General features: G+C 36.8%; 16 protein-coding genes. 14 read left to right on the forward strand and 2 right to left on the reverse strand.

The features are described from left to right. The 14 genes from QMD71_00250 (at window position 1) to QMD71_00315 (ending at window position 12,681) form a co-directional block, all read left to right on the forward strand. Window positions 1-822, forward strand: a complete 822-nt coding sequence (locus tag QMD71_00250) for a DUF1732 domain-containing protein (protein ID MDI6839283.1) — start codon at window positions 1-3, stop codon at window positions 820-822. A gap of 114 nt (window positions 823-936) precedes the next feature. Next, complete coding sequence (gene gmk / locus QMD71_00255; protein ID MDI6839284.1) at window positions 937-1,548, forward strand: guanylate kinase; 612 nt, start codon at window positions 937-939, stop codon at window positions 1,546-1,548. Next, complete coding sequence (locus QMD71_00260; GenBank protein ID MDI6839285.1) at window positions 1,520-1,765, forward strand: hypothetical protein; 246 nt, start codon at window positions 1,520-1,522, stop codon at window positions 1,763-1,765. The genes gmk and QMD71_00260 overlap by 29 nt, the downstream gene beginning before the upstream one ends. Continuing rightward, the gene (gene coaBC / locus QMD71_00265) at window positions 1,734-2,903 is read left to right on the forward strand and encodes a bifunctional phosphopantothenoylcysteine decarboxylase/phosphopantothenate--cysteine ligase CoaBC (GenBank protein MDI6839286.1); all 1,170 of its coding nucleotides are present in this window, start codon (window positions 1,734-1,736) and stop codon (window positions 2,901-2,903) included. Before QMD71_00260 ends, coaBC begins: the two co-directional genes overlap by 32 nt. A 29-nt stretch (window positions 2,904-2,932) precedes the next feature. Beyond that, window positions 2,933-3,562, forward strand: coding sequence for a DUF374 domain-containing protein (locus QMD71_00270; protein MDI6839287.1), 630 nt, complete (start codon window positions 2,933-2,935; stop codon window positions 3,560-3,562). 65 nt (window positions 3,563-3,627) lie between these two features. Continuing rightward, window positions 3,628-4,422: a uracil-DNA glycosylase gene (locus tag QMD71_00275; protein ID MDI6839288.1), complete on the forward strand. Its 795-nt coding sequence runs from the start codon at window positions 3,628-3,630 to the stop codon at window positions 4,420-4,422. After that, the gene (dnaB, locus tag QMD71_00280; GenBank protein MDI6839289.1) at window positions 4,364-5,743 is read left to right on the forward strand and encodes a replicative DNA helicase; all 1,380 of its coding nucleotides are present in this window, start codon (window positions 4,364-4,366) and stop codon (window positions 5,741-5,743) included. Before QMD71_00275 ends, dnaB begins: the two co-directional genes overlap by 59 nt. Beyond that, window positions 5,740-6,477, forward strand: a complete 738-nt coding sequence (locus QMD71_00285) for an ABC transporter permease (protein MDI6839290.1) — start codon at window positions 5,740-5,742, stop codon at window positions 6,475-6,477. The genes dnaB and QMD71_00285 overlap by 4 nt, the downstream gene beginning before the upstream one ends. Window position 6,478: 1 nt before the next feature. Beyond that, window positions 6,479-7,210, forward strand: a complete 732-nt coding sequence (locus tag QMD71_00290; protein MDI6839291.1) for an ABC transporter ATP-binding protein — start codon at window positions 6,479-6,481, stop codon at window positions 7,208-7,210. Then, entirely contained in the window at window positions 7,203-7,994 is a 792-nt protein-coding gene (locus QMD71_00295; protein MDI6839292.1) for an MlaD family protein, read from the forward strand. The genes QMD71_00290 and QMD71_00295 overlap by 8 nt, the downstream gene beginning before the upstream one ends. Beyond that, window positions 7,994-9,346, forward strand: coding sequence for a DNA repair protein RadA (gene radA, locus QMD71_00300; GenBank protein MDI6839293.1), 1,353 nt, complete (start codon window positions 7,994-7,996; stop codon window positions 9,344-9,346). Before QMD71_00295 ends, radA begins: the two co-directional genes overlap by 1 nt. Before the next feature lie 25 nt (window positions 9,347-9,371). After that, on the forward strand, window positions 9,372-10,184 hold the full coding sequence (locus tag QMD71_00305) for a glycosyltransferase family 2 protein (protein MDI6839294.1): 813 nt from the start codon (window positions 9,372-9,374) through the stop codon (window positions 10,182-10,184). Beyond that, window positions 10,178-11,512, forward strand: coding sequence for a sugar transferase (locus tag QMD71_00310; protein ID MDI6839295.1), 1,335 nt, complete (start codon window positions 10,178-10,180; stop codon window positions 11,510-11,512). Before QMD71_00305 ends, QMD71_00310 begins: the two co-directional genes overlap by 7 nt. Window positions 11,513-11,580: 68 nt before the next feature. Further along, entirely contained in the window at window positions 11,581-12,681 is a 1,101-nt protein-coding gene (locus QMD71_00315) for a radical SAM protein (protein ID MDI6839296.1), read from the forward strand. Window positions 12,682-12,713: 32 nt separating this feature from the next. Here QMD71_00315 and rsxC read toward each other — a convergent pair whose 3' ends face one another. Both rsxC and QMD71_00325 read right to left on the reverse strand, forming a co-directional pair. After that, window positions 12,714-14,045 carry an electron transport complex subunit RsxC gene (gene rsxC / locus QMD71_00320; GenBank protein ID MDI6839297.1) on the reverse strand — a complete coding sequence of 444 codons (1,332 nt, stop codon included), beginning with the start codon at window positions 14,043-14,045 and terminating at the stop codon, window positions 12,714-12,716. Beyond that, on the reverse strand, window positions 14,045-15,946 hold the full coding sequence (locus QMD71_00325) for a HEAT repeat domain-containing protein (GenBank protein ID MDI6839298.1): 1,902 nt from the start codon (window positions 15,944-15,946) through the stop codon (window positions 14,045-14,047). The genes rsxC and QMD71_00325 overlap by 1 nt, the downstream gene beginning before the upstream one ends. Between the last annotated feature and the right edge of the window lie 7 nt (window positions 15,947-15,953).

The following is a 15,953-nucleotide window of genomic DNA, read 5'->3' on the forward strand; positions in this document are numbered from 1 at the left end:
ATGATCCAGTCTATGACTGGCTATGGGGAGGCTACCTATAGCCACATTCATTGTGAGCTAAAGGCTCTAAATCATAGATTTTTTGATGCAACTCTCAGCATTCCTACAAGTCTCTCTTGTTATGAATTTAAAATAATAACTTTATTAAAAGAGCGTATCAAAAGGGGGGCAGTCTTTTTAAAAATTTTTGTAGAGGAGACTCATATTAAGCTTGACATTAAACGAGCTAAGGCGTATTATGATTTTATTAATAATTTAAAACTCTCTCTTGGGTTAGAGGAGAGCTCTATCCCAATTGACCTTTTTCTCAATTTTACAAAACAAGAAGCTCCTCCGTGGAGTGTAGTTAAAAAGGTTATAAACTCTTGTATTGACTGTTTAATTGAGTCAAGATTAGAGGAGGGTAAGAAATTGTTGTCAGATATTGAAACACATTTTAAAAAGATAAATAAATTGCTTCAAGTAATCGATCAGCGTGTCCCAAAACAAAAAGAGAGAAGGGAACAGTTTCTGAAAAGGATAACTCCTCTTATAAAAGATGGACTTGATGAGCACAAAATTGACGAAGAGTTTGCTTTCTTACTTATGAAAGAGGATTTCAACGAAGAGCAATCAAGATTAAAAGCCCATTTTAAGAAGTTCAAAAACATACTGTATAGTAAGAGACCTTCTGGCAAATATCTTGTGTTTCTCATTCAGGAGATGCAACGTGAGGCAAACACTATTTCTGCTAAAGTCAAGGATGTTGGTGTTTCTCAAGTTGTAGTAGAACTCAAAAAAGAACTTGAAGACTTAAGAGAGCAGGCTGAAAATGTATCATAGATTTAGACTGAATGTAGATTGCTTTGCTGTCGCTCGCAATGACAGTGGGGTAACTTATTTCGTTTTGGGCAACCACAATACCTGCCCCTACAATCAGTTCACATTAATGATAAAATGTTAGGTAAAGTTACCCCATTTCCAATAGTTCTTACTGCACCCTCAGGCACAGGAAAGACAACGATATGCAGGTGTATACTTAAAAAGAGTCCTCAAATTAGATATTCTATATCTGCTACTACTCGCAAGCCGAGGGATGGTGAAGTTGACAAGAAGGACTACTATTTTATTTCTAAGTCTACATTTAAGGATTGGATAAAAAGGGGCAAATTTTATGAGTGGGCTCAAGTTTACGGTGACCTTTACGGCACTCCAAAAGAGCCATTGCTCCAATATTTAAATACTGGTCATCATGTGCTGCTTACTTTAGATATTCAAGGTGCAAGAAGCATAAAGATGGCCTATCCGCTGTCAGTTTGTATTTTTATTTTGCCACCCTCTATATCCGAACTTAAAGTGAGATTACTTAAGCGTGATAAGGATTCGTTCAAAGTAATTGGTGAGAGATTAAAAGCAGCTACAGCAGAATTACATTACGCAAGTGAATTTGATTATGTTGTTGTAAATGAAAGTCTTGGGACAACAGTGAACAAGATTATGGCAATAATAGTAGCAGAGGAATGTAGCTTTAAGAGATTATATGAAAAAGCAGAAAAAAGACAAAAATAAAAAAGATAGAGCTTATTATCTTCCAATAGAAGATATTTGGAACAGATACGGCAATAAATATGAGGCAATAACTAAGATAGTTGAAGAGGTGAAGCGGGTTTTAGAAATAAAAAGCGAAGGTGATAGTGATATAAGTGATATAGTTGTTAAAGTACTTAAAGATTTAGTTAAAAGTGAGACAAGAGATGAAAAAAATAGTTCTGGGAGTAACAGGTAGTATAGCAGCTTATAAAGCATTAGAAATTGTGCGTTTATTTAAGAAAAAGGGTGAAGATATATTCTGTGTATTAACTCGGGAGGCAACAAAGTTTGTCTCCCCTCTTTCATTTTATACGCTTTCTGGCAACGAAGTTATATTTGATTTTTTTGAGTTAAAGAGGACACCAGTCCATGTTGAGCTTGCAACTCTTGATGCTATACTTGTTGCTCCTGCAACTTATAACTTAATAGGTAAAGTAGCGTCAGGAATAGCTGATGATGCGCTCTCCTGTATAATTGCTGATACTCGGTCACCTGTCATTTTTGCGCCATGCATGGATACAGGGATGTGGGAAAATTCAATACTTCAAGATAATATAAAGAAATTGAAATCACTTGGCTACCACTTTATAGAGCCAGTTATTGGTGAACTTTCTACCTTACAGATTGGGAAAGGTAGGTTTCCAACTCCTGAATTCATTGTAGAAGAGACTTATCGTATTCTTTACTCATCTAATGAACTGAATGGCAAGAAGATTCTTGTAACAGCAGGTAGGACAGAAGAAGACATTGACCCTGTGAGATGTATAACTAATAGGTCATCTGGTATAATGGGATATGCACTTGCATATGAGGCAAGGAGGCGGGGCGGCGATGTCACCCTTATTTCAGGTCCATCAAGTAGGGACACGCCATGGCGTGTCCCTACATCTGGGGTGAAACTTGTAAATGTGAGAACTACTAATGAACTTGAGTTAGAGGTTTTATCACGAGCCTCTGCTTCTGACATACTTATAATGGCGGCTGCAGTCGCAGATTATACACCTGTTCAACAATTTGATAAAAAAGTGAAAAATGAGTATATGGATATAAAATTAAAGCGGACGCACGATATTCTCAAGCTTGTAAGGAAGAAGAATAAGGGGCTATTTATTATTGGCTTTTCTTTAGAAACCGATGAGCATATAAAATGGGCAAAAACTAAGCTTAGAGATAAAGCTCTCAATCTCATAGTTTCTAATGATGTAGCTTCAATTGGCTCAAATGAGGCTCGAGTTAGTCTTATCAATTGCAATTTAAAAATAAAAAAATTGCCACTACTTCCAAAGTCTGAAGTTGCAAAGAAGATAATTGATTATGTGGTAGCCAGTATTTGAACTTAAAGTAAACCCGGATAAAACTCAACATGGATGAGTTTAAAACAAGATTTATTTCGTGGATTGGTAAATTACTACTTATTGTGATAGGTAGAAGTCTTAGGATAAGCAATGTAGGATACGGTTTTACCTTTATAACTAATAGAGAAAGGGCAATTTATGCATTTTGGCATGACTGTTTTTTCCCTCTTATATATTTTTTCAGACCCAAAACTAACAGATTTCGAAATACTGCTGTTCTTGTGAGCGAGCATAGGGATGGCGAATGTTTGGCAAGAATAATAAAGCCATTTGGATATAGAATAGTGAAAGCTACAAGTACAGATACGGGTAGAAAAGGGTTATTTGAGCTTCTTAAATTAGACGAAAGTTCACTTGCTATTGCACCGGATGGTCCTAAAGGACCGAGGCATAAGGTAAAAGATGGAGTTTTGAGAATCGCCAAACACACGGGGTTACCTATTATACCTATAGGGATTGGTATTTCAAATAAAATAACATTTGGAAGTTGGGATAGGTTTAACCTGCCGATCCCATTTTCGCGGTGTGTAATTTATTGGGATTCCCCTATATGGGTTGAAGAGATAGATGAGTATGTAAGAGAGTACCTTGAGACTACTTTGACAAAAATTAACACTCGTGCATCTGCATTACTTTAAAGATGTTCTATTTAAGTAGGTCTTTTTACTTGACATAAGTGTGTATTTGATGTAATAGTATTCTAATGAATCATAATGAATTAAATGGACTTATCCGAAAATGGCTTCAGAATGAAAAATTGTTGGGTAAAGATGTGATTGAGTTAGAGGGTGGATGGCAATTTTTACGCTTCTCTAAAAATATTACCGGAGAGGAAACGGCTACGTCAATATTAAAGGGTGCATCTATAAAAAAATGTAATGAGGATATAGCTACAAAGAAAGCCAGTGAACTTGAAGATTATTACTATGCTATAAAGAATTGCAATAAGTGTAATTTATATAGGACGAGAAATAACCTTGTATTTGGAGAGGGCAATCCTTGTAGCAAACTTGTTTTTATAGGCGAGGCACCTGGTAGAGAAGAAGACATGTCAGGACGTCCATTTGTTGGTGAAGCCGGTAAATTATTAACAAAGTTAATAAAAGAAATGGGGTTAGATAGGAGTGAAGTCTACATAACTAATATAATCAAATGTCGTCCTCCAGATAATAGGGACCCTTTACCAGAAGAAATTGAGAATTGTCGTATCTATCTTGAACATCAGCTTGAGATAATAAAGCCAAGTATATTATGTACTTTAGGTAGATATTCTACTTACTATTTGCTTGGCCTATCCGGACCATTTTCGAGTATAAGGGGTAAAGTTTATAAATATAAAGATGCATTAGTAATCCCAACTTATCATCCTGCAGCTTTACTTTATCACCCTGGATGGAGTGGCGATGTTAAGAGGGATTTAAAATTGGTTATGGAGGTGTATGATGGCAAATTCGCAGAATCCTGTGGACAAGGCAAAACAGGAACCACAAGCATTTGAGGCTGAGCAATCGGTTTTGGGGGCAATGCTCATTGATAGGGAAGCCATATCACGCGTAATAGAAATTTTGACTGATAAATCATTTTATACGGATGAACATCAAAAAATTTATCGCACAATAGTTGAGCTTTATGACAAAAATATTCCTATAGATCTTGTAATTCTCACGGAGGAGTTAAAAAAGAAGGACGAACTCGATGCAGTGGGTGGGGCAAGTTATCTAACTACTTTACTTGATAGAGTGGTATCCTCAGCAAATGTTACTCATTATGCAAAGATTGTAAAAGACAAGGCTACTCTTCGTGATATGATAAAATCGTGCAATCGTATTATTGAATCCGGGTATAATGGAAGTTCAGATGTAGACGAGATTCTTGATCAGGCTGAGCAACTTATATTTAACATAAAAGAAAAACGTGTAGAAAAGGGTTTTACTCATGTAAAGTCTGTTTTAAAGTCAAGCTTCGAGTTAATTGAAGAGCTCTCTGAAAAGAAGAAATACATTACAGGTATTCCATCTGGCTTTCCTGATCTTGACCGTTTGACAGCTGGCTTTCAGACATCTGATTTCATTATTGTAGCAGGCAGGCCTTCTATGGGTAAGACTGCTTTTTGCCTAAATGTAGCAGAATACACAGGAATAACTCAGGGATTAGGTGTAGGTATATTTAGTTTAGAGATGGCAAAGGAGCAGGTAGTGATGCGGATGCTTTGTTCACAGGCGAGAGTGTCTTCTCACAAGGTACGGACTGGTTTTGTAAAGAAAACAGATTGGCCTAAGTTGACAACAGCGGCTGGTTTACTCTCCAATGCGCCAATCTTTATTGATGATACTCCTGGGATTCCAATTCTTGAGTTACGTGCAAAAGCAAGGAGATTAAAATCAATGTACGATATTAAGCTTTTAATTGTAGATTACTTACAGCTTGTCGTAGGTCCGCGGTCTGATACTCGGCAGCAAGAAATTTCAGCTATATCACAGTCACTAAAGGGGTTAGCTAAGGAGCTTAATATTCCTGTCATAGCTGTATCTCAGCTTTCAAGGGCTGTTGAGGCTCGTGTAGATAGGCGACCTGTACTTTCTGACCTTCGTGAGTCAGGCGCTATTGAGCAGGATGCGGATGTAGTTTTGTTCATTTATCGTGAAGAGCGATACCGACACACACCAGAGAATGAAGGGCTTGCTGAAATCACTATTGGTAAGCAGCGTAATGGCCCTATTGGGAAGATTCCATTAACATTTATCAAAGAATACACACGGTTTGAGAGTTGTGCAAAGGGTGAAGTAAGTATGTTAGATGAGGAAGCAGTTGAAGGATGAAGGGTACATTTGAATACATAGGGGATGTGGCACTTTTTGTTAAGGATGTTTTTCGGACTATTCCAAGATTTTATAAATCAACTCACCTGATAATAGAGCAAATTGTATTTATAGGGGTGGGGTCGCTCCTAATTGTTTTGGTAACTAACTTCTTTGGTGGTGCCGTAACTGCTTATCAAGCTGCATTTCAAGGCCGTGAATATCTTCCAGATGTGTATGTTGGGATGAGTGTGATAAAGGCTTATATGATAGAATTGGGACCGCTACTGACTGGTCTAATTGTTGGTGGTAGAGTAGGCTCATCAATAACAGCTGAGATTGGCTCTATGAGGATAACAGAACAAATAGATGCTTTAGAGACACTCGCTATTGACCCTATACGATATTTAGTACTTCCTAGAGTGATAGGAGGGGCGATTGCATTACCATTACTTACAGTGGCGGCTGAATTTATAGCTTGTGTTGGTGGAGGAGTCTGTTCAGTATTTCTTTTACATATAAAGCCCTTGGTTTACCTTGAAGGATTAAGATTTCAGTTTATGCAGCATATACTTTGGGGTGGTCTTCTCAAGGCATTTGTGTTTGGTATAATAATTGGATTAATGGGTTCGTATCATGGATTTAGAGCTACTGGTGGTGCTGAAGGAGTGGGTAAGGCAACAACATATGCAGTTGTTTCTATATTCATACTTGTACTGATTTTTGATTTTGTTATTGCACAGATTGTATTTTAAGATGGTAAGTATTTCAAATCTTACGAAATCTTTTGGTAATAATAAAGTACTTCAAGGAGTTAATCTTGAGATTCCTGATGGTACCACAACAGTAATTATTGGGAGTTCCGGTTGCGGCAAGACTGTTCTCTTGAAGCATATAGTGGGATTGATACGACCTGATGCTGGCAAGGTAGTAATAGATGGTAAGGATGTAACAACTCTTTATGGACAGCCTCTTTTTGAATTACGTCGTCGTATAGGAGTAGTATTTCAAGGGTCTGCTTTATTGGATTCACTTACTGTAGCTGATAATATAACTCTTGGTATACGTGAGCATACAAGGGTTTTAGAAAAAGAATTAAATAGAATTGTTAAGGAGAAGTTGGCATTGGTCCATCTTGATGGTGCTGAGAGGTTAACTCCTTCTGAGTTATCGGGTGGCATGAAGAAAAGAGTAGCAATAGCGAGGGCACTTGCTATGAACCCTGACTATATACTTTATGATGAACCAACTACAGGACTCGACCCTGTAACAGCAAAAAAAATAGATGAACTAATATGTGACCTACAAAAAGAGCTTTCAATTACTACAATTGCTGTAACTCATGACCTAACCTCTGCTTATAAAATAGGTAATAAAATTGCAATGCTATCACATGGCAGGATTATTTTTGAAGGTACTCCTGATGAGATAAAGAATTCTGAGAATAAAGAGATTGATGAATTTGTTAAAGGGAGGGTATATGAATAAAGGATTAAAGGCAGGTATTTTTGTAGTCGCTATCGTTGTGATATTGATTGTAGGCTGGATTTGGTTAGCACAGATTGAGTTTGGTGCAAAAAATTACGAGGTGAGTATTAGCTTTCCCGATGTTACAGGACTTAAGGTTAACGACCCAGTTAAAGTTTGGGGAGTAGAAAAGGGTAGAGTTAAAAGTATTGAATTTAAGAAAGGATATATAGAAGTTAAAGTATTATTAAGTAAAGATGTTAAACTTTACAGTGATGCATACTCAGAAATACTTGATGTAGCTATGATATCTGGGACAAAGTATGTTAAACTTGACCCCGGGACATCTGATATTCCATTTGATACTAAAAATTTAATCCCCGGTGAGCCGAGCCTCGGTATACCTTTTTCGTTAATAGGTAATTTAGGGGATAAGGTTAACAAGTTATTTACAGTTGCAGAGAATGCAAATTTAATGAAATCTTTTACTATAATTTTGCAAAATTTACAAGAAACTACTACTTACTTATTGCAAATAGTCAAAGAGAATGAAAGCGATTTAAAAAGTATTACCAAAGGATTAAAAGATGATTTTGATAAGTTAAGGAAAGCAGGTGACAATCTATCATCTGCTGCTTCTCATGTAGATTCTCTCGTTTACGATATGAGGTATGGGAAAGGGACGATAAGTAAGCTTGTAAATGAAGATAGCTTATATTTAGAGCTCAAAACGACCCTCTCTGCAATAAAAGGGCTTGCTGAGGATATAAAAGAGAATCCTAGCCGCTATTTAAAGATTTTCTGATGGCAAAGCAACAAAAGAGATACTTATGTGAGGAGTGTGGCTATTCTTCACCCCAATGGCTTGGTAAGTGTCCAAATTGTGGTAAGTGGGAAACATTTATTGAGGAAGTGATAACACCCAAATTCAAGAGTGTCACTAAGGTTAAGCCAAAACTGCTATCTGAAATTGAAATCTTAAAGACAGTCCGAATTTCCACAGGAATAAATGAATTTGACAGAGTTCTTGGGGGCGGTATTGTAGAGGGGTCAATAGTTCTTGTTGGGGGCGAACCCGGAATTGGCAAATCTACACTTTTACTACAATCTACTGATATGTTTGCAAGAAATGGGATAAGCGTTCTTTATGTTTCAGGTGAGGAGTCGCCTGTTCAGATTAAATTAAGGGCAAAACGACTTCAGGTAGCTGAGAATAAGATTTATATGTTAGCTCAAACAGATATAGAAGAAATTGTAAAAGAGATTGAATTGCTGTCGCCCGATATTGTTATTATAGACTCTATTCAGACAGTATATCACACAGAAATTGATGCCCTCCCCGGGAGTGTAACACAAGTTAGGGGTTGTGCATTGAAGCTGATGGAGATAGCTAAATCAAATGGGATTCCAGTATTTATAATAGGGCATGTGACAAAGGAGGGAACAATTGCAGGTCCAAAGACACTTGAACATATGGTTGATGCTGTACTTTATCTTGAGGGAGATAAGAATCATTATTATAGAATTTTAAGAGCAGCTAAAAATAGATTCGGCTCTACACAGGAGATCGGTGTATTTGAGATGAAAGAGGAAGGTCTTTCTGAGGTTAAGGACCCTTCGTTTATTTTCTTAGGTGAAAGGCATGAGAATCCACCAGGGACTGTGGTAACTTGTGCTATGGAGGGGTCTCGTCCATTTCTTGTCGAAATTCAAGCCCTACTTGCACCTTGTGGATACAGGATGCCTCAAAGGGTGAGTGCAGGTATAGATTACAAGAGACTTACAATGCTTTTAGCAGTTGTAGAACGGAGAGTCGGCGTTAAAGTGAGTACACAGGATGTCTTTATCAATGTAGTTGGTGGGCTTCATATAGAGGAGACAGCGAGTGATTTAGCTGTTATTTTGGCAATAGTTTCAGGTGCAAGAAATACCCCTGTAGCTGAGCAGACTGCAGCATTAGGGGAGGTAGGACTTACTGGTGAAGTTAGGCCTGTAGGACTTATTGAGAAGAGAGTAAAAGAGGCAGAAAGGCTTGGGCTTACTCGATGCATAGTGCCTTCAAAATATAGCAAGATTTCTTCGGGTATAAAAATTATTGGTGTTAAGAGTGTAGGTGAAGCAATTCATGAAACTCTCCATTATCATAGTAAATTATAATACTAAGAATTTCTTACACAGAACTTTGTCCTCAATTTATTCTACTCCACCAGGATTTGAATTTGAGACAATAGTTGTTGATAACGCATCTACGGATGGCAGCGTAAATCTATTAAGAGAAGAGTTTCCATATGTAAGGCTAATTAAGAATGTGAGTAATGTAGGATTTGCGAGGGCAAGCAATCAAGCTATATCAAGGAGTCGTGGTGAATACATATTATTTTTAAATCCGGATGCTGTCCCAGAATCAGGGGCTCTGGAGCGGATAGTTAAATTTATGGAGCAAAAACCTCATGCAGGATGTGTGGGTGGTAAATTACTTAATCCTGATGGCAGTCTACAGCTGTCGTGTCGTAGCTTTCCGACTTATATAAGTATCTTCTTTGGCAGACTTTCCCTTATAAGAAGGATTTTTCCCGGTAACCCATTTTCTAAGGGGTTTTTGTTAACTGACCTTGATTACAATAAGGAACAAAAAGTGGATTGGATAATAGGAGCCTGTATGCTTACAAAGCGTGAAATATTGGAAACATTTGGATATTTTGACGAAGATTTCTTCATTTTTGTAGAGGATTTAGATTTTTGTTATAGATTGAAAAAAGGGGGGCTTGATATTTATTACTTTCCTGGTGCAGTGTTTTACCATCAACTTGGAGCCAGTACAAGTAAATATTGGCTAAACTCAATTGTACACCATAATTTTGGGATGTATAAATTTTTTAAAAAGCAGTATCAGCTACCGTTAATTTTTGCAGTAATTGCAAGTCTTGGGCTTGTTCTAAGGGTATTTTTTATTGTTTTGTCCAAGTTAGTTATAAAAAGTGTAAAAAAATGTTAAAAGAGAGGCTGCAAGTATTTGCAAAAGTAAATCTGCTAATAGACTTATTACTTACTTGCTTATCTTTCATTTTAGCATTTTATTTAAGGGCATCACTGCATCTGCCGGGTGAGATTAGCTTGAGATTTGACACAGTAAGTTGGCTACTTTTAGTTATTATTCCCGTATGGTGTATTTTGTTTGTTTACGAGAAAGCATATGATGTACTTGGCGAACGCAATGTTTATCTTTCAAGCTTTAAAGCAATTGCAGAGGGTATGGGAATACTATTTGCCGTGCTTTTCTTTAGGAGAGCATATATTCAATCAAGGCTATTTCTTGTATTTTTTGGCGTTATCAATACTATATTTATCCTTCTTTCAAGAAAGGTTGGGACTCTACTATTAGGAGAACAATCGGTCTTTATAATAGGAGGAGGAGAAAAGGCGACGATATTTTACAACTTCTTAACACGCCATTCTCCTTTAAAGTTTAAGCCAATTGGAACTTTAGAATTGAACTCCAATTTTAGTGATATGAGTAAGTTAGAATATACTATATCAACTACTCCTATAGACTGGGTAGTTTCTATAGTTGACAATTCTGATTTCAATTTGAGACTTATAGAATTATGTAAGAAAGTGGGTATTCCTATATCATGGGCGATCCCAACTACAGATGCAAGGGTAGATGTAGAAGCTTATGGTGGGATATCATTTTTTACTTTCTCCACAGCACCAGTGGTGTCTGTTGCACTTATATTTAAATATACTATGGATAGGATAATTGCCTTTTTATTGCTTTTGTTAACTTCACCATTGTTTTTTTTGATAGTTTGCATTATAAAATTAAGCTCTAAAGGGAGCGTATTTTTTATACAAGAGAGAGCCGGATTAAATGGAAAGAAGTTTAGATTCTACAAATTTAGGACAATGGTAGAAGGGGCTGAATCTATGCAACAAGAGTTTATTCCGTTAAATATTATGGCAGGTGCAGTATTTAAGATACCAGACGACCCAAGAGTTACAAAGCTTGGTAAATTCTTGAGGCGAATGAGTCTTGATGAATTACCTCAACTTCTCAACATATTACACGGTGATATGAGTTTAGTCGGTCCCCGTCCACCACTGCCATCTGAAATAGAGAAATATGAAAGATGGCAAAGGCGTAGATTATCAATGAAACCCGGCCTAACCTGTATATGGCAAGTATCGGGGAGGAATGAAATAGATTTTGACAAGTGGATGGATTTAGACCTTAAGTATATTGATAACTGGGGAATTTGGCTTGACTTCAAAATACTTTTACGTACAATACCGGCTGTCATTTCTCAAAAGGGAGCGTATTAAAATAATATTAAATATCAAAAATCAAATACCAAAAAATTAAAAATTCACCGCTTACCCTGTTTACATCAATGATAGAAATTAGAGAACTTAAAGGGAATGTTATACACGATTTTCCGTATCCTAAAGCTCGCAGGAAATGTCCACATACTGCACTTATATCTGTAACACACTCAGGAGCCTGTATCCATAAGTGCCCAATGTGCTATGCGAGAGCATACCCATGGTCAGTTGAAGATGAGCTTGTAATTTATGAAAATGTGCCAGATAAATTGGAAAAAGAAATACAGAAGGCAAAAGTTTTGCCCCCATTTTATATATCACAAGTAAGTGATGCACTCCAACCAGTGTCTGAAGTGAGAGAGCTTACATTTAAAGTAATAAAAATAATTATCAAATACAAACTAAGTTTCCATATACTGACTAAATCTGCAGATGGGGCATTAGAACTTATCAACAATATACCAGAACTTATACTGTATCCTTACTGGTATCTAGCAATGACTGTAGAAGCTACACCTGAGAAGCATGAAATCACATCTCCTTATGCATCCCCTATTGAGGAAAGGTTTAAAGCAATTAAAAAATTAACCCGATATGGAATACCAGTTGTGGGACGAGTAGACCCTACAATACTTGGATTTGTTGAACTTGATGAAGTGTGCTGGATTATAAACAGACTTGCAGATAGTGGTGTACAACATATAATTGGATCGCTTGGCTACTATAATACTTTAGCTATGAAGAGATTACTTGATGCCATCTTGCACTCAAATTGGAAAGATTGCATCCCAAAAGTAGAAAAAATTTATGGCTGTAGGGGTTTGATTAATCAAACCCCTACAATAAATGATTATCCTAAAAGTAAACGATTTATGGCATCTCTTGATACAAGAATTAAATTTCATTCAATATTGAGGAGAGAAGCCGAAAAATATGGGCTATCTTATGCTGTATGCTTAGAACTACCCAAAGAATACGATTCAAAAGGAATACCGTCATGCGAAGGTATAAAAAGGAATTTTGTCCACATTAAAGGAGAAGATGGAGATTTTCACCTTGTGAATTGTTGTGGTGATTGTCTGCACTCTTGCCCTAATGAGAGCAACCCACCGTGTGGTAAGAAAGAACTACAGATACAATATCCGTATAAACTAAGAACATTAAGTTAACACCACCTTAAATTACCTGAGTTTGACAGCTGTTATTTTTGAAGTATCAATTTACCGTATTTAAATAAGTGGATCAGATTTCTGTTTGCTGGGCATACCCATGCACAGCTCCCGCACTCTATGCAATCAAGTATTCCGTACTCTTTTGCTCTATCAATTTTTTTATTTGCTACATAGTCTCCTATTGTGCATGGCAATAGTCCCATTGGACACACTTCAACACAAGAGCCGCATCTTATACAGACCTCTTCCTTAAAAATAGAAACACTATCCTTCCCTTTCCCGATAAATCTGGATTTCCGCTTCGCTCCAAGAACTAATATACCTGTAGTTGCCTTTATTACAGGAGCTTCATCGTTTGGCTGTGCTATCCCCATCATTGGACCGCCCATTATAATTTTATCTGGCTCACCATTATAACCACCACAAAATTCAATCAAGTCTTTAAAAGGAGTCCCAATCTTTACTCTTAAATTTTTGGGCTCCTTTACTTTACCTGTAACAGTTATTATCCTTTGAATGAGTGGTTTTCCATGCTTACATGCTTCATAGATTGCAAACGCTGTACCAACATTTTGGACATATACTCCAATATCAAATGGTAGCCCACCGGATGGCACTTCCCTCTTTGTAATTGCCTTTATAAGTTGCTTTTCTCCCCCTTGTGGGTATTTTGTGTGCATAATGCAAAGTTTGAATTTAAATTCAGGTGCAATTTGCACGAATTTCTCTATTGCATCTGGTTTATTCTCCTCTATAGCAATGTATCCTATTTTAGCATTAAGAGCTTTTAATATAAGTTTACCACCTTCAAGTATCTCTTTTGGATGCTCAACCATAAGTCTATGGTCTGCAGTAAGGTATGGCTCACATTCAGCACCGTTTAAAATAACTGTGTCAACAGGTTTATCTTTAGGTGGTGATAATTTTACATGTGTAGGAAAAGCTGCGCCTCCAAGCCCAACAATTCCAGCTTTTTTAACTATATTGACAATTTGGGATGGAGTAAGTGAGTCATAATCTTTAAGTTCTATAGGTTTATCATATTCGTTTTTGTTATTTGATTCAATAATTGCTGAAAGCGTAGTAATTCCAGCTGGACTGTATCTCGGTTCAATACTCTTTACAACACCTGATATACTTGAGTGTACTGAAGCAGATATACGACCTTGTATATCACCAATTTTAGTTCCTATCTTGACTTCATCTTTTGGCTTTACTAATGGTTTAGCAGGTGCTCCCGTATGCTGTGCTAATGGAATGACCGCAATTTTAGGGGTAGGAGCTTCCTCTATGGGCTTACCTTGAGTTAAATTCTTACACTGTGATGGATGGACACCACCTCTAAATGTATAGAGGCGCATTAATCGGGCTCCTTTTCCAAAGGATTCTGCGAACCAATTGCCTCCCTAGTGATTTTTCGCACAAATGGGTCTTTATCATTTATAAATTTTTTGATTCTATCATCTCCAAGTTTTGACAGTGCCTCAATAGCGGCTATCCTTATTTCTCTTGACTTACCTGTAGAAAATATAGTCTTAGGTGACGTCATTTTAAATAGTATAGGAATTGAACTTGGATTACCAATTTTACCCAAAGATTTACATGCCTCTACCTGGACTGTTTCTTTTTCCTCTTTGGACTCGATTAGTTTAATTAGTTTTGGGACTGCAGGTTCATATTTCATATCACCCAAAAATTCAATTGCCCTCTCCTTGATGATGTAGGATTCATCATCAACTGCTTCAAGCAATACCTCCTTTGCAGGCTCTGTCCCTATTTGGCAGAGGATATCAAGCGTCTTTCTACGGACTTGAAAATTTGGGTTAGCTAATTCTTTATGGAGTCCCTCAACAACCTGTGCTTCATGCCCAATCCCATCTAACACATCTAAAATCCTTAATGATGGTGTGAGCGATGTATCTGCTTCAAGTTCTTTAATTAATTGATTCACAGCTTCATTGCCAATTTTTACTAAAAGGTCAGCAACACTTTTGCGTAGTCTGAGGTCTGATGTTTCTTTAATCTTCTGAATAAGTGGAGAAGCACAAGATTCTCCAAGGTCTAATAGGATTGAAGATGCTTTACTTTGTTTAGACTCATCAGTTGACGATAAGTCATCTACAAGCAGTCTTGTAAGTTCGCTACTTACTAATCTATCAATTGTAGCTCTTGCATGTTTCTTTCGCTCTTCAAACTCCATAGATTTTACATGTTCACTAAACATACCTGTAATAGCATGGGTTTTGGCATAATCTCCTTCTTTTAAATATCGATTAGCTGCATGCTCAAGCAGGCTTGCTAACTCTTGGTAAATTTGACTGTTTGTTTCTTTACGCCCAGTTTCAATAAATTTCTCATCAACTCGCTCAACAATTTTTTTATCAGTTAAAGATTCAATTATTGAGTATAACTTTTTAAATGATATTACTGTTTTCAATCTTACATCTGTAATAGATGCCTCAAGATTAGCGGCTAACTTATCGCATAACTCACTGGCGAGTTCTAACTCATTTGGCGAGCGAAGGCTTTGAAGCAATGTTGGTATTTTTTGAAGTACTTCATCCTTAAGTAGAAAACTTGTGTCTTTCTTAAGAAAAGTTTTTACTTCCTCTACTGGTGAAATCTGAACACTGGGCGCTACGGCCGTAGGCGCCTCTTCTTTTACTTCACCAAATAAATCAGCACTAATCTCTGGTTTTGATTTGAGTAATTCAGATAAGATTTCAGAGTCATCGAGTGAAAACCTCTTTACGACTTCTAATTTTATTCTCTTTTTTATCTCTTTGTTATCAATTGAATTCATAAGGCTGGAAAGCTCACCAAGAGTTTGTAGTATCTTTTCCTGTGGAGCTATACCCTCTTTCCCTTTTTCAATAACAATGTCTTTTTCACCTATTGATACATATACTTTTTCGTTTATCTCAATATGGGGAAGTCCCTTAGGTTCAGCTTTTTGTTTTTCTGATAAATTACGAAGAAAAGTGTACAACTCTCCTTGAGTGAATCCGGGTTTAAATGTTATACTTTTAATATTGCATGCGTATAGGGAATCAAGAAATATACCTCCTTGAGCCTCAATTGGCTTACCATTAGCAAGAATTTTGCCTTCAGATTCACTTATAATGAATGTCTTTTCCTTTTTGAGTGCATCGGATAAAATTTTGTGGCAAGTAGTCAGAGAGTCTTTAATAAGACGGCTCTCAGGTGGATACAATAATATATTGCTGATAGCAATTCTGAATTCTTTTATTAAATCTTCCATTAGGCTA

This window comes from bacterium, assembly GCA_030018315.1.
Classification (GTDB): domain Bacteria; phylum Hydrothermota; class UBA3073; order JACQXS01; family JAGMCI01; genus JASEGA01.